Genomic DNA, 22,476 nt, shown 5'->3' with positions numbered 1-22,476 from the left:
TCGTATTAGATTACTATGAATTAAAACGACAAACAGGGGGTTACATCATGACCAGGAAAAAATTCGGATGGTTTGCGGGAGTGCTTGCTCTGGCTACTGTTCTAAGTGCTTGCAGTTCCAACTCCAATAACGCGAACACCACAGCACCCACCGGCTCTTCCGCAGCACCTACGGAGACCGCCCAGAGTCAAACCTATAAAGATACCTTGAACATCGCGGTCACTGCCCAACCGCCCACACTGGACACGGCCATCACCGTTTCGGCGATCACCTTCGATATTGCAGGGAATATCTTCGAACAGCTCTATACCCTAAATGCCAATTATGAGCCGGTTCCCCAGCTCGCCAAATCGGTCGAAACGAGCAGTGACGGATTAACCTACACGTTCCCTCTTCGGGAGGGAGTCAAGTTCCATAACGGCAAAGAACTGACCGCCGAGGATGTCGTGGCTTCCATGAATCGTTGGCTCACGACCAACTCCCGCGCGAAGCAGCTTCTGCCGAATGCTAAATTTGAAGAGGTTGATAAGTACACAGTGAAATTGACGGTGGAGAAAGCCACCTCCGATGTGCTGCTCCTCATTTCCTCCCATGCCCAATTCCCCTCCATTCTGCCGAAGGAATCCATTGAGTCGGCAACAGCTGACGGAATCAAGGACTATATCGGGACCGGGCCATACAAGTTCAAGGAATGGAAGCAGGACCAATCCATTACACTCGAAAAATTTGACGACTATCAAGGGGTAACGGCCGAACCGAGCGGCTACTCGGGAGCGAAGCTTGCCCCTACTAAGACGCTGACCTTCCAATTCGTCTCCGACGCATCGACCCGAATTGCCGGAATCAAGACCGGAAAATACGATGTGGCCGCAAGCATTCCAAGCGAGAGCTATGACGAGCTCGCGTCGAACAGCAGCATTCAACTGCAAACCTACCCAGGCGGCGCGCTCACGGCTTTCCTGAATACGAGCGACGGACTGCTCTCTACGAACGACAAGTATCGGCAAGCGATCCTCGCCGCATTGAACGACGAAGAGATTTCGATTGCCAGCTATGTGAAACCCGAGCTCTACTCGTTGGCTCCAGGCTTCATGAACCCCAATCAAACCCGCTGGGCAACCGATGTCGGCAAGGATTTCTACAATCAAGCGAACCAGGAAAAGGCCAAGCAGCTGCTCCAGGAAGCCGGCTACAACGGCCAGGAAATCACGCTGCTGACCACGAAGGACTATGCCGAAATGTACACCGCCACCCTGGTCATTCAAGAGCAGCTCACCAAGGTCGGCTTTAAGGTCAAGGTGGACAACTACGACTTCCCTACCTTCCTTGAAACCAAAGGAGACCGCAGCAAATGGGATCTGTTCGTTGCCAGCACCGGCTACCAACTGACTCCGCCGCAAATCCTCGCTGTGAATCCGGATTGGGCGGGACTGAACAATGAAACCGTTAAGAAGGGTGTCGTTGGCATCCGGGAAGCCGCTAGCCCCGAGGAAGCGAAGAAACAGTGGGAAACTGTTCAGCAGGCTTTATACGAAACCGGATCTGCTACGGTTTTGAGCCATTACAACAGTGTCATCGCAACGGCGAAATCGATTGAAGGGTTCCAGATTCAAGATAGCCTGATCGTATGGAATGCCAAAGTTCCCGAATAAAGTGCCGTACCAGGGTGTTCCTCGCCGCAAGGCGGGGAAGCACCCTGCTTGCTTCCAAGAACGTTGATGAATGAGGGATATCATGCTCGCTTATGTGGTAAAACGAATCCTGTCGTTAATCCCCGTGTTGTTTGTGGTGACGCTGGTGATCTTTTTCATCATCCACATCACGCCGGGCGATCCAGCGGCAACAATCCTTGGACTTGAAGCTTCTCCGCAGGACATTCAACAGCTCAGCCATGAGCTGGGCCTGGACAAGCCGATACAGGAGCAGTATGTTCACTGGCTGTCCAACGTGCTTCAGGGGGACCTGGGGGATTCCATCTTCATGAAGCAGCCGGTGCTGCAGGCGATTCAGGAGCATATGGGCCCTACTCTTTCGCTCGCTATACTAGCTCAATTGTTCGCTCTGATTCTATCCATCCCTTTCGGCGTGATCGCAGCCTATAAACGAGGAACGTTTACGGATGTGACGCTGATGGGGCTTTCGCTGGTCGGCACGGCGATTCCCAGCTTTTTGCTTGGTCTGTTCTTTATGCTCGTGATTGGCGTCAGGCTGGAATGGCTCCCGGTTGCCGGCTATGAGCCGCTGTCTGCTGGCTTATGGACGCACCTGCGTTATTTGATCCTTCCGGGATTGTCGCTTGGCATTATCCAGGCAGCTCTTATTACTCGGATGACCCGTTCCTCCATGCTGGAGGTATTGAATCTGAACTTTATCAAGACCGCTCGCGCCAAGGGGCTCAAGGAGAAAAAGGTACTGCTGAAGCATGCCTTCCGCAATGCCTTCCTCCCCATCCTGACCATTGTCGGACAAACCTTCGGCTCCCTCGTAACGGGAGCGGTGGTCGTCGAATCGATCTTCACGATCCCGGGGCTGGGTCAGCTCATCCTGAATTCCATTGTTCGTCGGGATTTTGCTGTCATCCAAGGCGTCGTTCTCGTCGTAACCTTGATCGTCATCGGAATCAATCTGCTGATTGATTTGTTGTATGGAGCCGTTGATCCGCGTGTACGGCTCGACCGGAAATAGAAAGGACGACACCCCATGAGCACAATCCGTTCGCGTGAGGACCTTCTCGCTTTGCGGAAACAATTGCAGAGGGAGCAGCGAACTCTTCGAAAGCGGCGCTTTCTGAGCCAACCGGCCTTGTTAATCGGAGTCGGCTTGCTCATCCTCCTGCTGGCGCTCGCTCTTCTTGGCCCTCTCCTCACCTCTTATTCTCCCAATGAAATGAAGATTGTGGAGCGGTTAAAGCCGCCCGGAGCGAATCACCTCCTGGGGACGGATGAATTCGGGCGCGATCTCTTCACCCGCATGATCTACGGAGCGCAAGTCTCCATGAGCGTCGGCTTGGCGGTAGCTGTCATTTCCTCCACCTTCGGGCTCATCATCGGGCTGTACGCCAGCTACTATCGCACGCTCGACCACATTCTGATGCGCATCTGTGACGGGCTTGTCGCCATTCCGGCCATCCTGCTGGCCATTGCCTTGATGTCCGCGCTTGGGGCATCCGCCGTCAATGTCATTACGGCATTGTCGATTGTCTTCACCCCAAATATCGCTCGAGTTGTTCGCTCCCGGGCCCTCGTGATCCGGGAACAAACGTACATCGAAGCGATTCGTTCCCAAGGGGCAGGAGCCACTCGGATCATCTGGAGACACATCGCTCCCAATATCCTCTCCCTGCTCCTTGTTCAGGCGACCTTCGTCTTTGCAGAGGCGATTATCTCGGAAGCGGCACTCAGCTTCCTCGGCGTGGGCATTCCCGCCCCTGCCGCCAGCTGGGGGAACATCCTGCAAGCAGGCAAGCTGGTCATCTACAAAGCATGGTGGATGGTGGTCTTTCCAGGAACCGCCATCATCGTGTCCGTGCTTGCCCTAAACCTGCTCGGAGATGGTCTACGCGATTTCGGAGATCCCCACATCAAGGCAAAACGTCCGCGCCGTAAGGGGAAACTCTTCGGTAAGACCGTCTGAACGAACGCTAGTCTGTCTAGCCAACATGCAAGATACGGGAGGTAGTTTTATGCAGCAAGAGCCCCTGTTGCAAGTCGATCATCTGCGAACGCATTTCTATACCGACCGTGGAAGAGTTACCGCCGTTGACGACGTCAGCTTCTCCGTCCATCCCGGCGAGATCGTAGGCGTGGTCGGAGAATCCGGCTCCGGCAAAAGCGTGATGGCGCAATCCTTCATGCGGCTTCTGGAACACACCGATGCCATCGAATACGAAGGAGACGTCCGTTTTCAAGGTCAAAATCTGTTGGAGCTTCCGCTCTCTCAGATGCGAACGATCCGCGGTAACGAGATATCCATGATCTTTCAAGACCCGCTGACCTCCTTGAACCCGGTGTATACCATCGGCAATCAGATCTCAGAGGGGTTGATCCTGCATCAGCGCTTGTCACGCAAGGAAGCACGCAAAAAAACGATCGATCTTCTGCGCTTGACGGGCATTCCCTCTCCTGAAATGCGGGTAGACAGCTACCCCCATGAGCTGTCAGGCGGCATGCAGCAGCGCGCGATGATCGCAATGGCTCTCGCCTGTCAGCCCAAGCTATTGATTGCCGATGAGCCGACCACTGCGCTGGATGTTACCATTCAGGCTCAGATTCTCGACCTTATCCTGGAGCTGAATGAACAGCTTCAAATGGGCGTCATCTTCATTACCCACGATCTCGGGGTAGTGTCGGAAATCTGCACCTCCGTGAAGGTGATGTACCTGGGGCAAATCATTGAGGATGCACCCGTTCGTAAACTCTTTGATACCCCTCTTCACCCCTATACGCAGGGCCTCATCCACTCTTTGCCAAGATTAAACACCAATCGAGAGGAGCCGCTTGCCGTGATAGCGGGCACCGTTCCCTCTTTGTTCGATGTCCCCCAGGGCTGTCGGTTCTCTACCCGCTGTCCTTATGCCGATGACAAATGCCGCATGGAAGAGCCCCCTCTGGAGCAGGCAACCGAACAGCACAAGGTGAAGTGCTGGCACTATCAAAGCTTGTCTTCGTTTGGAAAGGAAGACCGACCATGACTTCTGTTCAGCCCCATGCGTCCACGACCTCCGTCCCTCCTCACCAAAGCCCGCTTCTGCAGGTGAAGGGCTTGACCAAGCAATTTCCCGTTCACCGTCCGTTCGAGCAGCTTCTAGGTCCTCGCCAGTATGTTCATGCCGTTACCGATGTCTCCTTCGAGCTTAAGGAAGGGGAAACGTATGGCTTGGTCGGGGAATCCGGCTCCGGGAAAAGCACGACCGGCCGAACCTTGCTTGGTCTGACTCCAGCGACCTCGGGTGAGGTGTGGTATGAGGGGAAGGACATTACCAAGCTATCGAACCGAGAGCTTCGCTGGTTGCGCAAGCAGATGCAACTCGTCTTTCAGGACCCCTTCTCCTCCCTGAACCCCCGCAAAAGGATCGGGTCCATTCTGGAGGAGCCCCTCCTCATCCATGGGGTGGCAAATCATTCGAAGAGGCAAGAGCTCGCCTTCGCCATTCTTGAGGCGGTTGGTCTCCAACCGGAACACTATTTCCGGTATCCTCATGAATTCTCAGGCGGACAGCGGCAGCGGTTGGGGCTTGCCCGGACACTGATTCTGGACCCAAAGCTTCTTGTGCTCGACGAGCCGGTGTCCGCCCTAGACGTATCCATTCAATCCCAGATTCTCAACATGCTGAAGCAACTGCAGCAAGAGCGAAAGCTGACCATGCTGTTCATTACCCATGACATCAGCGTGGTCCGCTACATCTCGGATCGAATCGGCATCATGTATTTGGGCCGCATTGTGGAAGAGGCCTCAACCGACGAGCTGTTCCAGCATCAGCGGCATCCCTACACCCGCGCACTGTTCTCGGCTGTTCCCGATGCCGCGCACAGTGGCCGCCGGGACCGGATCGTGCTGAGAGGAGAAGTTCCTTCCCCGGTCTCTCCCCCGTCCGGCTGCGCCTTTCATACCCGGTGCCCGCTGGCAACGGAACGATGCAAGCAAGAAGTTCCGGTGCTGCGTGAAATCGCATCCGGTCACAAGGCTGCTTGTCTCCTGATCTAAACTAGCTTGTTATCTGATCTAATCGATAAGGAAAGGTTTGATTCTCTTGACGACCATCCGATACCAGGAAGGACAGAATGAAGTCTACAACGAGGCGGGCTTGCAGGTCATCGGGACTACCGCGCCTAATTTAAATGGGTTGAATCCAAAAGAGCTTCTGGAAGCCTCTCTCGGACTCTGTATCTCCATCACCTTGCAAAAGCAAATGGAGCAAAACGGAATCAAGGCTGATTTCTCAGAGATTGTGGTGAACGTAGCCGCATCGAAACGAAGTGGAATCAACAGCCGCTTCTCGGATTTCCATATCGAGGTAGCTCTTCCGAATAGCCTTACCTCAGAGGAGAAAGCCGCACTGTTAAAAAGAGTCGAGCTGCTCTGCACGATCAGCAACACGCTGCGCATCAGCCCGGATATCGAGTTGACGGAGATCGAACCTGCCCTCTAGAAGAAGGCCTCCTGCGAGAGCCGGAAAACCAACAACCCACAAAAGAGACTCCGGTGGAAGAGTCCTTTTGTGGGTTGCTCTGTTTTTCTCTATGGACGACTGCCTATTACTCTGAAATCAGGCTGGTGACACTGATCTTGCGAACTCTCCTCGAGACGAGCATGGTCACGGCGTAGGAAATGGCTACGAGGCTGACAGCCAATAGCAGCACTTGCGAAACATCGACCGTATAATCCACATTGTAAATACCCAAGCTCCCCAATAGCAGCACGAACAAGTCATCCGAGAACAGGCTTCCCAGTACCCCGCCAACAACAACCCCAAGCAGGATAACGGGTAGAAGACTGAGCGAAATCTGCGTCATGATTTGCAGGGAACGATACCCCATTCCTTTCAGAACACCGAACTCCTTCTTTCGTCTGACCACCAGTGTCTTGATGACCAGATAAAGAATCAGACTGACAACGAACAGGGTAACTGCTGTGATGGTCCACGTGATTGCCGTAATGGCGGAGGTAAAGGTCCCGAGAATGCCCTCCAGCCATTCTTCCATATTGCGGCTGGTCCATTCACCGGGATGGCGCTGCTCCAACTCCTGGATGACAGCGGCCGGATCTTTTCCTTCCTTTAAGTAGACGTTAACGGTCTTCGGCGCATAATCCGGCATGAGGTGATGAAATCCTTCACTCGTCATGGAGGCGACCATTCCGAGCTGGGTGATCTGTTGGCTGAAGCCGGTGATCAGGTAGTTTTGGCTTACCCCGTTCACGACGATCGTGACTTCATCGCCGATGGATTTGCCAATCTGCTTGGCGACAATCCCGGATAGCGAAACTTCATTATCATACAGCGGATGCCGTCCCTTGTAGACCGTCTGGGTCTCCAGCTTGCTGTAGTCATTCGAAACTTGAAGGAGCACCACCCGTTCGCCGATGGTCGCACTCATTCCATCCAACTGGGTCAGCTTCTGAACCCCATCCACCTGCGAGAGCTCGGCCAGCATCTCCGGTGTTACGAATCCCTTCTGGGGAGCGATCATCAAGCTGCTGCGTTCGATCCCGACCAGGTTGATGATTCCCGTATTGTCCCGGGTCATGTTGTAATTGAGGATCAGGCAAAAGACGCTCGAAAACATCAAGCCCGCAACGATCAGGAACAGCATCACATTCTGTTTGATCTGTCGAACGAGCGCTTTGAGACCCAAAGCGAGCTGCAGCGGTAGACGAGAGGCAGCCAGAGGAACGGGGTTACGCTTGAAATTATGCGTCTGCAGCCCACTCTGCAAGGCGGTGATCGGCGTGATGCTGCGTATGCGTCTGCTCGATTGAACCACAACCAGGAGGAGCAAGCCCAGGATGGTTACCAGGCTGAGCAGCGCGCTGAGGGAATCAAAGGCAGTGGGCCACAGAAGCCCCAAGGAGGCGGAGATCATGTTACCCACATAGGGCATCAGAATTCCTGACAGGACAAGCCCTGGCAGCGCGGCGGCCAGACCGATGAGGCCGAACTGAAGCAGAATGGCCCCTTTGATCTGGCCGGAGGTGTAGCCGTTCGCCTTGAGAACCCCGATGTTCACCATGGAATCCTCAAGCTGCACCTGAATCTGGAAGCGCATGACGAAGAGGGCAATGCCTACGATCAGGAGGGAAAAGACGACCAGAATGGCAGCCAGCAATTTGATCAGAAATTGATTGCCTTCAATGGCAGTCGCGGCCTCCATGACGACATAGCTTCCGCTCGTTTTGGAGGAGGTGAGCTTTTCCGCCAATTGCTGGCTGATCTTGCCCATTGTATTCTTCGCATCGTTCAAGGATATGGACAAGAGCTCATAGCGGGCTTCCTCGCCAAGCCCCTCTTCCAGCTTCGCGAAAGCCGAATCGCTTACAAACAGCTTGACTGCCGAGTTCGTAAACGAACCGAGCAAGGCTTCCTCGTAAAATCCTCCGACGATAAACGAGAAGGTGTGTCCCTTTGCGGCAAAGGTGAACGCATCTCCAACCTTATACCCCCCAGATAGCTCGAACATATACGGCAAGTAGACGAGCTCGTCCCCTGCCGCTTCCGGTTGTCCGGGAGCTTTCAGGTGCGGGGACAAGGTTCTCGGGGTGGAATCCTTCAAGAGGAGAAGCCCCGCCAATACCTCTGCATTGCCATACTTCATGCGCGTTTCTCCCACCAGCATGGCCGATTCCGCCTCCCACTTTGCGGTGGCCGGGTACTCCTTTACGATTCCCCGGTAAGTGGCAGAATCATCATTTTGACTGTAATAGGAGACAAGATCGGGGACCTGCAACTCCTCCATCTTCTGTTCCTGGAACGAACCAAGCTTGATCATGACGGACAGTCCAATATAGAGGAGCATAATGGATAACAGAATCAACGCCATAAGCGTGACGGAAGCGCTTTTGCGCTTGCGAATGTTGGACCAGGCGACTTTGCGGATCGCATGATAACCCATCGTTACCACCCCAGTCTCGTGAGGAAGTCCTGCAGCCGATCCAGGCGTTCGGGATTCGATTGTCCGTTCCATGCAGGCAATCGAAGCTCATCGATCACGATTCCGTCCCTCAGATAGAGAATTCGATTGCCCCTTAATGCGGTTTTGACATCATGGGTAACCATGACGATGCTTTGCCCCTGCTCGTTCACTTCAGACAGCAGGTTCAGCACGCTTTCGCTGGACGCGCTGTTCAATGCGCCTGTTGGTTCATCCGCAAACAGAGCGAGCGGATTGTTGATCAAGGCACGGACGATAGCCGCCCGCTGCGCTTCCCCTCCGGAAATCTGCGAAGGGAATCGGCGCTGGGTCCCGGTATCCAGCCCAACTCTAGCAAGCATATCCATCGCCTTTTTCGCAGCTTGCGAGCGATTCTTCTGAACCAGATAAGCGCTTGCCAGCACATTGTCCAGCACACTCATCGTATCGAGCATATGAATTTGCTGGAACACGAAGCCGCAATGACCGCGGCGGAAGACCGCCAGCTGGTCGTTGTTCATCCGCGTAAGCTCGATATCCTGGAAGTGAACTTCCCCTAGCGTCGGCTTATCCATCCCCGACAAGGCGTAGAGCAAGGTCGATTTTCCCGATCCCGAGCTGCCCATAATGACCGTAAAGTCGCCCTGGTACAAGGTTAAGTCCAGGTTCTTCAAAACATGCTGCTGAATCCCGCCGTGGGAGAACGTCTTTCCCAGCTTTTTCGTCTGCAACAAAGTCGGGCGTTCGATGTCCTGTAACGTTCCGCTCATCTTTTCACCATCCATTTTCCTAGAACCTCATCGTCCGGCTCCTGCTGATCAGGCAAAAAGAAGGCCGCAACGGCGGGTGCGATTGCAGCCTTATCTTACAATAGAAGTCCTTAGCGGGTCTTTGCCCAATCCTTAATCGATTCTTAATTCGTACCCGAGAGCGGAAGAATCAGCTTCACCGTGAATCCGTCCGAGCGATTGCTGCACTCAATCTCGCCATGCATGCGCCGCATCAAATGGCGGGATAAGTAGAGGCCCAGTCCTGAACCATTTTGATGCAACGCCCGGCTCCCCCGATAATATTGATTGAATAAAAGCGGAAGCTCCTCTTCCTCTACGCCCGGCCCGTAATCCTCGAACTCCGCCTCCAGGAAGCCCTCCCGAATTTGGAAACGGACCGTTACAACCGTTCCGGCATATTTGCGAGCGTTGTGCACGACATTGTCCACGACCTGCTGAAGGCGAATGGCATCTACCTTCAAGATACAAGGAGGAACCTTCTCTGCCGTCACCACACCGGAGTAATCGGCATTGCGTATGATCTCCTCCACCAGACGGCTGTTCTCTTCCGTCACCTGAACCTTCAGCTCCTGCAGTTCCTCGAGCGTGGAATGAAACATATCGGTCACCAGCCGGTCAATCTGATCGGCCTTCGAATAGAGCGTCTCCAGCTGCCTCTCCACCTTCTCGTCCGTCACACGAACGAGCATGAGCTCGGTGATGGCTTTGATGGAAGAGACAGGTGTCTTGATGTCATGACTCAGCCCTGCGACCAGTTCCTTCTTGCTCTTGTTCGCTAAGTACTCATTCCTTCTCGCCGCAGCAAGCTCCTCCCGCATCATGTCGAAGCTCTCCGTGAAAGCTCCAAACAGGTGGTTCCGGTCCATCTCAAGTGGGAGCTCAAGGTCACCTTTGGCAATGTGACGGGCAAATCGCTGCATTTTCGCAAACGGACGAAATACGATTTTATTCAAATACAGAAGGTATCCCAGCCCCAACAAAAGGGCTCCGAGCAGGAACGCTCCACCTCCAAAGGCCAAACGAGTTTTCCACCTTTGAAAATGGGCCTCTGCGTCGTTATGTACGATCAGCTTCCCAACCAGCTCCCCACCTACGCGGATATCAACGGGCGTCTCCCGGTTTCGGATCGCTTCATTCACCGAACCCGACAATCCCTCCGCCGTCTGGTACAGAACGTCCCCGTTCTGATCAAGAAGGGTGTACTCATAGGTGCCTTCCATGCGTCGAAGAACGTCCTCCGTTCCCCACTTCTGCTCGATCTGCCGGACCATCTCATTGATCACGACCCGATCCGGGGGAGCTCCTTCTTTCATGAGGGACAGCATGCCGACAAGACCGGCACTTGCAGCTACCGTCAAGGCAAGCAGGGCAAGCAGCAGTTTACGAAACATCGTCAGTTCTCCTCGAACACATAGCCGACTCCCCAAACGGTTCGGATGTAGGTCGGCTCGTTGGGATTCGGCTCGATCTTTCCCCGTAGGTGGCGGATATGGACATTCAGCGTCCCATCTCCAGCGAAGACATCTCCCCACACATTGGCAAAGAGCTCCTCCTTCGAGATGACGCGATTTTTGTTCTGAATCAAGTAACGTAGCAGCTTGTACTCCATCGCCTTCAGCTTCAGCGGCTCTCCGTGCAGGGTCGCTTTCTGCAGCTCGGAATCGATTCGCACCGGCCCGGCCGTCCACTCTTCCCGCTCCGGCTCCGACGCTTCCTTGCTCCAGCGCTTGAGTACGGCCTTCACCTTCGCGAGCAGCACGCGGAGCGTATACGGCTTGTGGATGTAATCATCCCCGCCAATCTCCAGTGCAACGAGGACGTCATCCTCCGATGTGCGCGCGCTGATAAACAGAATGGGAATCCCCGTCTCCTGCCGAAGCTCCTTGCAGAGCTGGAACCCCGAGGTCGTATCCAGGTTGATATCCAGCAGTAGGAGTGAAACGGAATGCTCTCGCAAAAAAGCCCGGCATTCGTCCGCACTTGTCACGTAGGCGGTCCGAACATCAAACAGGTTGAAATATTCGCTGGTGCTCTCCGCCAGCTCCCGCTCGTCGTCGACAATGAGGCAATCGTAGGTCATAGCAGTCTCCTCAAGCCCATAATTTGTTCTAGTCTAGCACTATTCAACTTACTTCTGATTCAGATAGAGCCAGACGAATTGCCCGTCGGCGCTGTAGATGAACTCAGCGGTTCTGCCGTTTACCCGGTCGTAGTAGACATGCTTTCGCAATCGTTGCTCGCGGTCCTGGGATTGATCCACGTATTGATCGCCTAACAGGCGGGTAATGTCCTTGATGGTGACGGCTGATTCATCCTTGATCCGAATGCGCACCTCATCGTTAAAGCCGAACAGGTAGCTGATGCGATCGCGATCATCCACATCCAGCACCAGCCGATCGAATCGGAACTTATGATTTCCTGCGCTGAAGCGATCACTCGGCTTGTAGCTGGACAAGTCTACATCGCGGATAGCTGCGCCGAGTTGGATTCCATCCACGGTAATGATGGATAAGTCCGTGCTCGTAAGCTGCTCGATTTGAGCCGTCCCGCCTCCAAACCAATCCAAGCGGTTAGCAGCAAAGATAAACAGGATGGCCAGGAGAAGACAACTGCCTGCCGCAACAAGGAGCCTTGCCTTTGTACTCTTTCTTCTCATGATGAACGGTTACCTTTCTTGCATGGGATGGGGATAGTTTACCATAGAGCGATTCGGTTTATCAGAAAAACTCTAGTAAATCGAGTTCAGCCGCCTCTTCCGTTTGCACCCGGGGATGGCTTCCAGCCCTCTGCGCTTACTGCTTTTTCTTGTCGCAACGTGTAAAATGAAATTATAGCGCTTTCACACCATCCATAAAAGGAGCTCACCCGGATGAACCTACGCATCTTTGACCATGAGGAAGACTTGAACGCTTCAGGGGCGGGTCTGATTGCAAGCTTGCTTCTAATGAAACCGAAAGCGGTGTTGGGACTGGCTACGGGAAGCTCCCCTATCGGTATCTACAAACACTTGATAGCCCTATACCAGAAGGGGAGGGTTTGTTTTGAGCAGGCTTCTTCCTTCAATCTGGACGAATACGTCGGACTCCCGGTTGACCATCCGGAGAGCTACCGGAGTCGAATGAACGAGCTGCTGTTTCATCAGATTGATATCGATCTGGCGAGGACTCATGTGCCGAACGGCAATGCAACCGATTTGGCTGCGGAATGCCGGGCTTATGAGCAGAGTCTTGAAACGTGCGGTCCCATCGATTTGCAAATACTTGGCATCGGCCATAATGGGCATATCGGCTTTAACGAGCCGGGGACCGATCTATCGGGACGAACCCATGTCGTGACCTTGAAGGAAGGGACGCGGGAGGCCAATGCCAGTTTTTTCCGCAGTCTCGACCAGGTGCCTAACCAAGCCATTACCATGGGCGTAGGGAGCATACTAAAATCCAAGCAGATTCTGCTGATTGCACGGGGAGAGGATAAAGCGAAGGTTATTCGAGAAGCTTTTCTGGGGCCGATCACGACGCAGTGTCCTGCCTCCCTACTTCAATGTCACCCGAATGTTGTCGTGCTTCTGGATCGGGGGGCCGGGAGAGGAATACTCTGAGCGCGGACGAATTCCAACCGGGTGCACACCTTCCCCTTTATGCGGATACCCTGTAGAAACAAACAAGGGAACCGATGGAACGGGGGGCATGGATCGTGAAACTAGACTTGGGCTGCGGGACACACAAGCATCCGGATTTTTACGGAATCGACCGCCGTCCGCATCAGGATGTGGATTTGGTATGGGATCTGAACGAGGGCCTTCCTCTACCCGACGAATCGGTGGAATGGGTCATGGCTTGCCGCTTTCTGCCCTATGTGCACGATTTGCAAGCCATGCTGACGGAGATCTATCGCGTCTCCATTCACAAAGCCATCGTCTGCATCCTGGTTCCTTATGCGCACAGCTTCAAACACAGTACCAATCCGTTGCTCCGGCACCGATTTGATGAGCACACCCCTCGGCACTTCACGAATTGCTTTTTTCAACCCTCTCACGGCCCTGTATCCCCTGCTCTTTCTCCCTATGAGAATCTGGATGAGCTCCCCTATGACTTCCGTCTGCTTCGAATGGAATACTTCTATAACGAATCCTTGCGTGCGGCTTCCTACGAATCGGAAGAGCTGGAGGATCTGCATCGTATTCAAGTCAATGTTGTGGATGAGATCCTGTACCATTTTGTCGTTATCAAAGAAGAAGTTACCCCTTCTGAGCTTGAACAGCTGTCCCGGCATTCCCATATGGAACCCCACTGCGCCCATGAACTTCGTTCCATCCCAAGCCCCCTGGACTTTTCGGAGGAAGAACCTCTCTTGTCAGATGAGGGCGGCATTCGACGGCCCAAAGTCCTCCGACGCACCTTTTCCCCCCGGCACTTCCCCAACAAAACACCTCAGTTGTTAACCATTCGTAAACGAAACCCCTCGTAATCCGTGAAATTCTTTTCTTTCCTCCAAAACAGGACAAACAAGTTCGATTCATAGGGTTCATAAAATTGAGCGGGTGGAACTCTTTGTATCAGTTGCTCGGAAATGGAGGTGAATACAAATTCCACTTATCGTTCGATCAACGGTCAATGCGACGGGAGCCATCACCTTTATCGGGAACACCTTGGGCCTCAGCCGTTCCGAAGTCTCCGGCGTTCCCGGCACTTCCGACAGCATTGGCGCATTTGTCACGACCAATACTGCTCTGCGATACGGGACATACCCATTCGGAACCACTGATAATTACTTGCTCAACAGCTCCTCCGCCATTTTGACTCTTCCTGCTGGCAGTTCAATCCTATATGCCGAGTTGATCTGGGGCGGTACATACGTCAACGGCACGACCAACTTGACGTCTGCAATCAACAACCCCGTTCTCTTCACGACTCCTGTTGGGACATCGGAGGTATCTCCGGATTCCGCTACGAGCAACACGTTTGATCTGGGCAGCGGAGCGCTTGGCTATGTCCGCACCGCAAATGTGACAACCTTGATCCAGCAAGGAGGTGCAGGAACTTATACGACAGGCCGGGTCGTAGGGACGCTGACCATCAGCAATGACCCTACGGCCAACAATGCGGGTTGGACCCTTGGTGTCATCTATCAAAACGCCTCTCTTCCTTTCCGAAACATGTCCTTGCGGGCAGGAGCCGTGCTTGTCCAAAGCACATCATCGGCTGTCACCACCACGCTTACCGGCTTTTCGACCCCGGTATCCGGCGCGCTGGGAGGTCGCGCCTTGTTCAGCGCCCAGGAAGGCGATGCCAACCGCACAGGCGACCAGGCTTTGTTTGGCCCGACTACCTCTACCTTAGTGGCGTTGTCGGGTACAAACAACTTCGCTAACAACTTCTTCGCTTCTCAAATCAACAATGATTCTGGAGCTCTGGATACAACCGGAACCTTCGGGACCCGAAACCAGACAAATGGTGCGCCCGGGACCAATATCAGCGGGGGAAGACAGGGGTGGGACATCACCAATGTGGACATATCCGCACGGTTAACCAACAACCAGACCTCTGCTGTCCTGCGGTTAACGACCTCCGGCGATGCTTATGTCCTGAATGCCAATGCTTTGCAGATCGACATCAACGCGCCGAGAGTCGGAGTAACGAAGTCGGCCAACGTAACCGGTTCTCTGGTTGGAGACACGATCCGTTATACGGTCACCGTCACCAATACCGGTACAGCTAATGCGACTGATATGATCGTGACCGACAGTCTGCCGACCGGGCTGACCTTCGTCTCCGGCAGCGTCACGGTCGCGGGTGTCTCCCGGCCAACGGGCGACATAACAGCCGGCGTCCCTGTTGGGACATTGGCGCCGGGAGCCTCCATCACGGTTGCCTACAGTGCTCGGGTAACCTCCATGCCCGGCACGCAGCTTCTCGTGAACACGGCCAACGCCTCCTTCAACTTTCAGAGCGTGGCAGGCGGCCCGATAACTCCGGCAGTTATTCCGTCCAACGGAGTAACCACCCCCGTCTATTCGCCGATTCTATCAATGACCAAAACGGCGAATACGACGAATGCAACCGTAGGAAGCACGGTGACCTACACCATTGGTGTCTCCAACTCGGGGAATATCGCAGCTGCAACAACGGTAACGGACCCCATTCCAACGGGCTCCACCTTTGTACAGGGGAGCGTCACGGTGAATGGAGCATCGGTGCCGGGAGCGAATATCGCTTCAGGCGTTTCGGTCGGTTCGATCGCTTCAGGCGGCTCGGCCACGGTCACCTTCCAGGTGGTGGTTCAGAGTCTGCCATCACCGCCCCAGCTGGTGAATCAAGCCTCTTCCGCTTACACTTTCACCGTTCCTGACGGTCGGACCTCCTCCGGCTCGGCCGTATCCAATACGCTTACGATCCCGGTGGCCTTGCCCAATGTGACCGTTGTCAAAAGTGCCAGCGTGACGGATGTCGCGGTGGGAGAACCCTACACTTATACCGCGGTTGTCGCTAATAACGGGATCGCATCGGTCACGAATGTGACCTTGACGGATGCGCTGCCGAGCGGAGCCTCCCTCGTACCGGGAAGCGTGACGGTGAATGGAACCGCGCGTCCCTCCGCCAATCCAGCAAGCGGTATTGTACTGGGCACCTTAACGGCAGGAAGCTCGTCCACGGTCACCTTCCAGGTAACTTCCTCCTCACTGCCCTCTCCTGCCCAATTTGTCAACAGAGCTTCTGTCGCTTACAGCTCCGGGGCCTTTAACGGCGTATCGTTGTCCAATACCGTTACCCTTCCGGTCTACCAACCGATCATCAGCACCGTCAAGTCCATTGACCGCAGTGTAGCGACAGTTGGCGATACGGTCACCTATACCGTGTTTGTATCGAACACCGGTAATCTAGCGGCTCAAGCTACCTTAACGGACACTCTTCCGGCAGGTACTGCCTTCGTCCCGGGGAGTGTTACGGTGAACACCGTCTCCTTGCCGGGTGCCTCCCCATTGACCGGCATTCCTCTCGGGTCCGTGGCACCGGGAAGCTCGGTCCCGGTCACCTTTCAATTCATCCTGAACACCTTGCCCTCTCCGCCGCGTCTTGTAAACCAGGCGACGACGGCTTATTCGTATCAATTGCCAAGCGGCCGCTCCTTCTCGGGCTTTACGGCTCCTTCGAATGTGGTGGATATTCCAGCTACCGCCCCGAATGTGACGGTTGCCAAAGCGGTGAACAACACCATTGCCACCTTGAATGATATTCTCACGTACACGGTGACCGTGACCAACAGCGGCGTAGCGGCCGTTACGAATGCCGTGTTCTCGGACACGATCCCAACCGGAACGACGTTCGTTCCGGGAAGCGTCTTGATTAATGGAACATCCTCGCCGAATGCCAATCCCATTGGGGGCATTTCCCTGGGGACGATCAACGCAGGGGCTTCCATCCCCATTATATTCAACGTCCGTGTTACAGCCGTTGCGCCAACCATTCCTGCATTATTGAACAATCGAGCTAATGTCAGCTTTACGTCGGGGGCTTTTACCGGCTCCTCTTCCTCTCCCGTCATCACAACCGCAGCCTACTTGCCTGTCATCACCATCATCAAGAGCAGCAGTGCTTCAACCGTAACCGTGGGCGACACCTATATGTACACCTTAACGGTCACCAATTCGGGCAATTACCCTGCGGACGTAGTCTTGGTGGATCCACTGCCTCCTCAAGCCGTCTTCGTGCCAAACAGTGTCGTCTTGAATGGATTTCCGAATCCCGGCGTCGACCCCACCACCGGCATCTCGTTGGATACCGTGTCTGCCGGAGAAACCAATGTCGTCAGTTTTTCGGTTACCGTGGTCTCCTTGCCGGTTCCTCAACAAATCACCAATCAGAGTAATGCTCCCTTCACCTACACGCTGCCAGATGGTCGTTTCTTTACCGACAATGCCCTATCCAATTCCGTTGCGGTCGGAGTATCCACTCCTAATGTTTCTGTGGCCAAAAGCAGCAACGTTCCCTTGGTTGTGAGCGGTGACACCGCTAGATTCACGATCGTGGTAACAAACAGTGGGGCTTCTCCCATCAATAATGCGGTTCTTAGCGATCCGATTCCCCAAGGAACAAGTTTTGTTACCGGCAGCGTATTGGTGAATAGCGCATCCGTGCCGCTTGCCAATCCCGCCTCCGGCATTCCAATCGGTACGTTAGCCTCCAGTGCTTCTGCTACCGTAACTTTCGAGGTGATGGTCAACATGCCCACTCCGCCCAACATAACAAACCAATCTACGGTCAGCTTTACTTCAGGAGCCTTCTCATCTTCTTCCCAATCGAACACGATCAATCTCCCTGTTACGCAACCCGTGATCAGTGCGGTGAAGTCTGCTAGTGTTTCCAATGCTTCCGTGGGAAGCACCCTCACATATTCCATAGCAGTGTCGAATACGGGGAATCTGGATGCTCAGGCTACACTGACCGACATCATTCCAAGTGTTACCACCTTCATTCCCAACAGTGTTGTAGTGGGCGGCCTGCCTGTGGCCGGTGCGGATCCTGCAACAGGCATTCCGGTAGGCACCGTAGCTGCCGGAGCGACCGTCCTGGTAACCTTCGGTGTTCTGGTAGCCTCTCTGCCCAGTCCTCAGCAGTTATCCAATCAGGCTTCGGTAGCCTATACTTATATTCCGCCCGATGGACGCCTCTTGACCGGCTCTGCCTTGTCCAATGTTCTGACCACATCGGTCTCTGCTCCGAATGTCTCACTCGTGAAAACCTCTACCACAACCAATACCGCCATCGGGGATACCGTCCCCTTTAAGGTTGTCGTCACGAACACCGGGATCGCACCCGTAACCAGCACGATCCTGTCCGACCCTCTCCCACCGGGATCCACCTTCGTAGCAGGATCGGTCACCATTAACGGTGCCCCTGCCCCCTCTGCCAACCCCACCACCGGGATTGTGGTTGGAACCATTGCGCCGAATGGTGTGGTTGAGGTTGACTTCAACGTTCTCGTCCAATCCCTGCCTCCATCCGGCTTCCTCGTTAATCAGGCGTCGGCTACCTTTACCTCCGGTACGTTCTCAGGAACCGCGTTATCCAATTCCGCCCAAATTCCGGTTAACCAACCGATCCTTACGGCGGTGAAAACAGCCGGTGTTGCCAATGCAACCGTAGGTGACACGTTATCGTACACAATCGCCGTCACGAACTCCGGAAACTACGGTGCAACGGCAACGGTTACCGACACCATACCCAACGGAACCTCCTTCGTTCCCAACAGTGTCATCATTAACGGGATCCCACAGGCGGCCGCTTCTCCTGTATCCGGCATTCCCATCGGGGTTGTTGCGCCGGGAGCCACCGTTCGGGTTACTTTCTCTGTCCTGATCGACTTCCTTCCCACCCCGCAGCAGCTGTTGAACCAGGCTACGACCAGCTTCCAGTTTACCCTTCCGGATGGTCGTCCCTTCAGCGGCTCGGTAACGTCCAACACCGTGGTGGTAGGGGTTACCGCTCCCAATGTTACCGTGGCCAAAATAACGGAGACCACTGCAACAACCGTCGGAGATACGATCACCTATACCATCAATGTCATAAACAACGGCATTGCCGGGATCAGCAATCCGCTGCTGACCGACCCGATTCCCGCCGGAACCACGTTTGTCCCGGGAAGTGTTACCGTAAACAGTGCATCCCAGCCTGCAGCCAATCCCGCCGCCGGCATTCCGCTTCCCGCTATCGCTCCGGGAGGGAATGTTCCGGTTACTTTCAGCGTAACGGTTACTTCGCTGCTCAATCCAGCCATCGTCAGCAACCAAGCCTTTGTCAGCTTCACATCCGGAGCCCTCTCGGCAACCGCCTTCTCGGAGACGATTACCACTCCCGTTTACCTGGCCGCTTTCACGGTCCTCAAAGCGGTGAGCAGCACCAATGCTACGGTTGGCGATACCCTTGTCTATACGTCAACCATAACGAATATCGGCAATTTCGGAGGAACGATCACCCTGACGGATCCGATCCCGCCTGGAGCGACTCTGGTTCCCAACAGCGTTCTTCTGAATGGCGCGAGTCTCCCCGGTGCCGATCCGGCCGCCGGTATTTCGCTTGGCTTGATCGCTCCGAATGGTCCTGTTACGGTAACCTTCTCCGTTGTCATTACTTCGCTGCCGCCATCCCAGCAACTGGTGAACCAATCCACGGCCAGCTACAGCTATACGTTACCGGATGGCCGCGTCTTTACCGGATCGGCCCCATCCAATGTCGTCACATCGTCCGTCTCCTCGCCAAATGTAATCGCACTCAAGGGCACCACCTTTACCGCGACGACCATCGGCGACATCATTCCGTTTACGATTACCGTATCGAACGCGGGCATCCAAAATGTCACGGATGCCATTCTGGTCGACCCGATCCCCACCAACACCGCGTTTGTACCGGGCAGCGTCGTTGTTGACGGAGTTGCTCGACCAACCGGCAATCCCGCCAATGGGATTTCCCTTGGAACGATTGCACCGAATGGAATGGTTGAGGTCAGGTTCAACGTTACGGTGACGTCGCTTCCGGCATCCGGCACCTTCAGCAACCAGGCTACCGTTTCCTTTACTTCTGGCGCATTCTCCGGTTCGTCCCTGTCGAACAGCATCACCCTGCCGGTATATCAGGCCATCATATCCGTTGTTAAGGGTTCCAACGTAACGGTTGCTACGGTTGGCGATACGGTGACCTACTTCCTGAACGTCACCAATACCGGCAATACCGCAGCTACGGTCACCCTCACGGATCCGGTTCCTGCCGGAGGTGAATTTGTCCCCAACAGTGTCATCATCAACGGCGTTCCTCAACCCGGAGTTGATCCGGATCTTGGCATTGTCGTCGGCACCGTTCCAGCTGGCGGCACGATCACGGTGACGGTTACCCTGCAAGTTGTCATCGAAACCTTGCCCACGCCTCAGCAGCTCGTGAACTCTGCCGTTGCCAACTTCTCGTTCCTGCTTCCTGACGGAAGAACCGCAACAGGCTCCTCTCCGTCCAATACGGTCGTGATTCCGGTATCGTCTCCTGATGTCAGCGTAGTCAAGAGCACGCCAGCGGTCGATGCGGTATCCGGCGACACGATCACCTATACCATCCGCGTCACCAACAACGGCATCTCCACCGTGAACAACGTTGTGGTCATCGACCCCATTCCGGCGGGCAGCACCTTTGTCACGGGCAGTGTTACGGTTGAAGGAGTATCGTTCCCCAACGCGAACCCTGCTGTCGGCGTTACCGTCGGTTCGATCGCAGCGGGTGACTTCGCGACTGTCATCTTCCAGGTACTCGTCTCATGAGTCCCGACGGCTACCGGGAAGAAGCTCTGCTGAATCAATCCCGTATTCTCTTCCAAGCAGGAGAGAGCCAGTTCGTTACGTATTCGAATACGGTGACCACTCCAGTAGTCGGACCCAACATTTCACTAGTCAAGAGCTCCGGAGCGACTCAAGCCTTTCCCGGTATCCCGATCGTCTTCCTCATCACGATTACCAATACGGGAAATCGGGAAGCCGACCTTACGATCTATGATCTTCTGCAGGATGGAACCGAATTTGTCCCGAACAGCGTACAGCGAGACGGCGTTCCTCTTCCAGGTGCAAACCCCGTAACGGGTCTGCACCTGGGAAGAATCGGGATCAACCAGATGATTCGAGTCAGCTTCCAGTTGGTGGCCTCCATGAAGATCACAAGCAGTCAGCTGGCTAACCAGGTACGAGGAGACTATACGTTTGAAGCCTCCGGCCGGATCATTCACGACAGCGGCCTTTCCAACCTGCTGACGCTTCCCGTCATTGTGTATGGAAAGCCGGACATTACGATCACGTTCTCGGTTAACAAAAGCCAGGCCAGTCCTGGTGAAACCCTTCGTTATACCGCAATTGTCTCCAATTTGGGTGATGTGGCGGCCGAAGTTTTTCTGCAATCCACGATCCCCAGAGGCACCCTCTTTGTACGGAACAGCATCACCGTAAACGGCGTCATGCAGAGCGGAGATTTCCTCCCGGCAACCATAGCCATTGGAACGATCGCCCCCCGAACGTACTCCATCGTAACCTTTGACGTTACCGTTACCGGCATTCATGTAGTAACCCCTGGGCAGGAGATCCCCAATCGAGCTCGAACCGAAGGGACTTACCGCAGCGAAGACGGCACGATCATCCGTCTTCTGCCTTCCGTATCGAACTTTGTCTCTACAGAGGTATACTCTCCGCTTTTCCAGCTGGAAGTCAGTACATCCCCTTCTACCGTGAGGCCGGAAGAAATCGTAGAGTACACCCTGCACCTATCGAATACGGGAAATTTAGGAGCATCGGTCTCCCTGAATCAACTGATCAACAGGCAAACCTCCCTCGTTCCCGGATCCATTCGCATTAACGGAGTCCCTGCACCCGATCCAGATTCGTCCGGTTCCCTCTACATTGGTTATGTGGAATTCGGCTCCACCATCCAGATCACCTATCAGGTCATGGTGAGTCCACTGGTCGTGAGCCGCATCCTGCGAGGGGTAGTGGCCACCCAGTTCTCCTACGAATTAAACGACTTTTATTACAACGGGGAAGTAATCTCCAACGGATACGAGATTTATATCATTCACTCCGATGAATAAAGCTTCCAGGCTCCGCCAATGGAGGTTGAAAGAAAACCAAACGCCTGCCTGAGCGCATGAAGTGCACCCCTTAGAATAGACATTGGAAAAACCCCCTGGGAAAATCCGATGAAAATCTAGGGGGTGTAATTTTTATGGCGAGAAAAGGACAGAAGTTCCAGTCGTATACGGAAGAATTGAAGATGGAGGCAGTCCGGCTGCATATGGAGGAGAAGTGGACGTACCAAAGAATAGCAGAACACTTGAAGCTAACCGATAAGGATCGGGTCAAAGTATGGATGCGAAAGTACCGGGAGAAAGGCGAATACGGCCTGTTGGATCAACGAGGGCGACGAAGCGAATACCAGGATCAAGATCGATATGTGAACCAGTTAAAACGGGAGAATACGCTGCTAAAAAAATGTTTAGAAATCTGGATGCGGGAGGTGCGAAGCAGAAATACAACATCATAC

Annotated in this window: 16 protein-coding genes; 11 read left to right on the top strand and 5 right to left on the bottom strand. The window is 54.3% G+C overall.

Annotation, left to right across the window (positions count from 1 at the left end):
* Positions 1 to 47: 47 nt before the first annotated feature.
* The 6 genes from AAFN83_RS04415 (at position 48) to AAFN83_RS04390 (ending at position 6,148) form a co-directional block, all read left to right on the top strand.
* A complete protein-coding gene (locus AAFN83_RS04415; RefSeq protein WP_347767412.1) occupies positions 48 to 1,652 on the top strand; it encodes an ABC transporter substrate-binding protein in 1,605 nt (534 codons plus the stop codon).
* An 82-nt stretch (positions 1,653 to 1,734) separates the two neighbouring features.
* Positions 1,735 to 2,685, top strand: a complete 951-nt coding sequence (locus tag AAFN83_RS04410; RefSeq protein ID WP_347767411.1) for an ABC transporter permease — start codon at positions 1,735 to 1,737, stop codon at positions 2,683 to 2,685.
* A gap of 15 nt (positions 2,686 to 2,700) precedes the next feature.
* A complete protein-coding gene (locus tag AAFN83_RS04405; RefSeq protein WP_347767409.1) occupies positions 2,701 to 3,633 on the top strand; it encodes an ABC transporter permease in 933 nt (310 codons plus the stop codon).
* 49 nt (positions 3,634 to 3,682) lie between these two features.
* Complete coding sequence (locus tag AAFN83_RS04400; protein WP_347767407.1) at positions 3,683 to 4,690, top strand: ABC transporter ATP-binding protein; 1,008 nt, start codon at positions 3,683 to 3,685, stop codon at positions 4,688 to 4,690.
* Entirely contained in the window at positions 4,687 to 5,703 is a 1,017-nt protein-coding gene (locus AAFN83_RS04395) for an ABC transporter ATP-binding protein (protein ID WP_347767405.1), read from the top strand. Before AAFN83_RS04400 ends, AAFN83_RS04395 begins: the two co-directional genes overlap by 4 nt.
* A gap of 46 nt (positions 5,704 to 5,749) precedes the next feature.
* Positions 5,750 to 6,148 (top strand): OsmC family protein, encoded by a 399-nt coding sequence (locus AAFN83_RS04390; protein WP_347767404.1) that lies wholly within the window; start codon positions 5,750 to 5,752, stop codon positions 6,146 to 6,148.
* 106 nt (positions 6,149 to 6,254) lie between these two features.
* Here the strand turns inward: AAFN83_RS04390 and AAFN83_RS04385 are convergent, their stop codons facing one another.
* The 5 genes from AAFN83_RS04385 to AAFN83_RS04365 all read right to left on the bottom strand — a co-directional run bounded on the left by AAFN83_RS04385 (position 6,255) and on the right by AAFN83_RS04365 (position 12,071).
* The gene (locus AAFN83_RS04385) at positions 6,255 to 8,606 is read right to left on the bottom strand and encodes an ABC transporter permease (protein WP_347767402.1); all 2,352 of its coding nucleotides are present in this window, start codon (positions 8,604 to 8,606) and stop codon (positions 6,255 to 6,257) included.
* A 2-nt stretch (positions 8,607 to 8,608) separates the two neighbouring features.
* Entirely contained in the window at positions 8,609 to 9,394 is a 786-nt protein-coding gene (locus tag AAFN83_RS04380; protein ID WP_347767401.1) for an ABC transporter ATP-binding protein, read from the bottom strand.
* Between the two features lie 143 nt (positions 9,395 to 9,537).
* Positions 9,538 to 10,806 (bottom strand): HAMP domain-containing sensor histidine kinase, encoded by a 1,269-nt coding sequence (locus tag AAFN83_RS04375; protein ID WP_347767399.1) that lies wholly within the window; start codon positions 10,804 to 10,806, stop codon positions 9,538 to 9,540.
* A gap of 2 nt (positions 10,807 to 10,808) precedes the next feature.
* A complete protein-coding gene (locus tag AAFN83_RS04370) occupies positions 10,809 to 11,495 on the bottom strand; it encodes a response regulator transcription factor (protein ID WP_347767398.1) in 687 nt (228 codons plus the stop codon).
* A gap of 48 nt (positions 11,496 to 11,543) precedes the next feature.
* The gene (locus tag AAFN83_RS04365) at positions 11,544 to 12,071 is read right to left on the bottom strand and encodes a hypothetical protein (protein WP_347767397.1); all 528 of its coding nucleotides are present in this window, start codon (positions 12,069 to 12,071) and stop codon (positions 11,544 to 11,546) included.
* Between the two features lie 213 nt (positions 12,072 to 12,284).
* Here AAFN83_RS04365 and nagB point away from each other — a divergent pair, with 213 nt between their 5' ends.
* The 5 genes from nagB to AAFN83_RS04340 all read left to right on the top strand — a co-directional run.
* Positions 12,285 to 13,013 (top strand): glucosamine-6-phosphate deaminase, encoded by a 729-nt coding sequence (nagB, locus tag AAFN83_RS04360; RefSeq protein ID WP_347767396.1) that lies wholly within the window; start codon positions 12,285 to 12,287, stop codon positions 13,011 to 13,013.
* Positions 13,014 to 13,108: 95 nt separating this feature from the next.
* On the top strand, positions 13,109 to 13,882 hold the full coding sequence (locus AAFN83_RS04355) for a class I SAM-dependent methyltransferase (protein ID WP_347767395.1): 774 nt from the start codon (positions 13,109 to 13,111) through the stop codon (positions 13,880 to 13,882).
* Between the two features lie 181 nt (positions 13,883 to 14,063).
* Positions 14,064 to 20,714 carry a DUF7507 domain-containing protein gene (locus AAFN83_RS04350; protein ID WP_347767394.1) on the top strand — a complete coding sequence of 2,217 codons (6,651 nt, stop codon included), beginning with the start codon at positions 14,064 to 14,066 and terminating at the stop codon, positions 20,712 to 20,714.
* Positions 20,711 to 22,024 (top strand): COG1361 family protein, encoded by a 1,314-nt coding sequence (locus AAFN83_RS04345; protein WP_347767393.1) that lies wholly within the window; start codon positions 20,711 to 20,713, stop codon positions 22,022 to 22,024. The genes AAFN83_RS04350 and AAFN83_RS04345 overlap by 4 nt, the downstream gene beginning before the upstream one ends.
* Positions 22,025 to 22,158: 134 nt before the next feature.
* The coding region (locus AAFN83_RS04340) for a helix-turn-helix domain-containing protein (protein WP_347767392.1) at positions 22,159 to 22,476 on the top strand (318 nt) is incomplete at its 3' end.

This window comes from Gorillibacterium sp. CAU 1737 (assembly GCF_039888655.1).
Taxonomy (GTDB): Bacteria; Bacillota; Bacilli; order Paenibacillales; family NBRC-103111; genus Gorillibacterium.
Note: the sequence above shows the minus strand (reverse complement) of the source record. Positions and strands in the feature narration are given on the sequence as shown.

Bases quoted from the DNA above. Each gene is read 5' to 3' on its own strand.
- AAFN83_RS04375 (WP_347767399.1), bottom strand. From the start codon at position 10,806: ATGTTTCGTAAACTGCTGCTTGCCCTGCTTGCCTTGACGGTAGCTGCA.
- AAFN83_RS04385 (WP_347767402.1), bottom strand. From the start codon at position 8,606: ATGGGTTATCATGCGATCCGCAAAGTCGCCTGGTCCAACATTCGCAAG.
- nagB (WP_347767396.1), top strand. From the start codon at position 12,285: ATGAACCTACGCATCTTTGACCATGAGGAAGACTTGAACGCTTCAGGG.
- AAFN83_RS04400 (WP_347767407.1), top strand. From the start codon at position 3,683: ATGCAGCAAGAGCCCCTGTTGCAAGTCGATCATCTGCGAACGCATTTC.
- AAFN83_RS04380 (WP_347767401.1), bottom strand. From the start codon at position 9,394: ATGAGCGGAACGTTACAGGACATCGAACGCCCGACTTTGTTGCAGACG.
- AAFN83_RS04415 (WP_347767412.1), top strand. From the start codon at position 48: ATGACCAGGAAAAAATTCGGATGGTTTGCGGGAGTGCTTGCTCTGGCT.
- AAFN83_RS04395 (WP_347767405.1), top strand. From the start codon at position 4,687: ATGACTTCTGTTCAGCCCCATGCGTCCACGACCTCCGTCCCTCCTCAC.
- AAFN83_RS04365 (WP_347767397.1), bottom strand. From the start codon at position 12,071: ATGAGAAGAAAGAGTACAAAGGCAAGGCTCCTTGTTGCGGCAGGCAGT.
- AAFN83_RS04370 (WP_347767398.1), bottom strand. From the start codon at position 11,495: ATGACCTACGATTGCCTCATTGTCGACGACGAGCGGGAGCTGGCGGAG.
- AAFN83_RS04345 (WP_347767393.1), top strand. From the start codon at position 20,711: ATGAGTCCCGACGGCTACCGGGAAGAAGCTCTGCTGAATCAATCCCGT.
- AAFN83_RS04405 (WP_347767409.1), top strand. From the start codon at position 2,701: ATGAGCACAATCCGTTCGCGTGAGGACCTTCTCGCTTTGCGGAAACAA.
- AAFN83_RS04410 (WP_347767411.1), top strand. From the start codon at position 1,735: ATGCTCGCTTATGTGGTAAAACGAATCCTGTCGTTAATCCCCGTGTTG.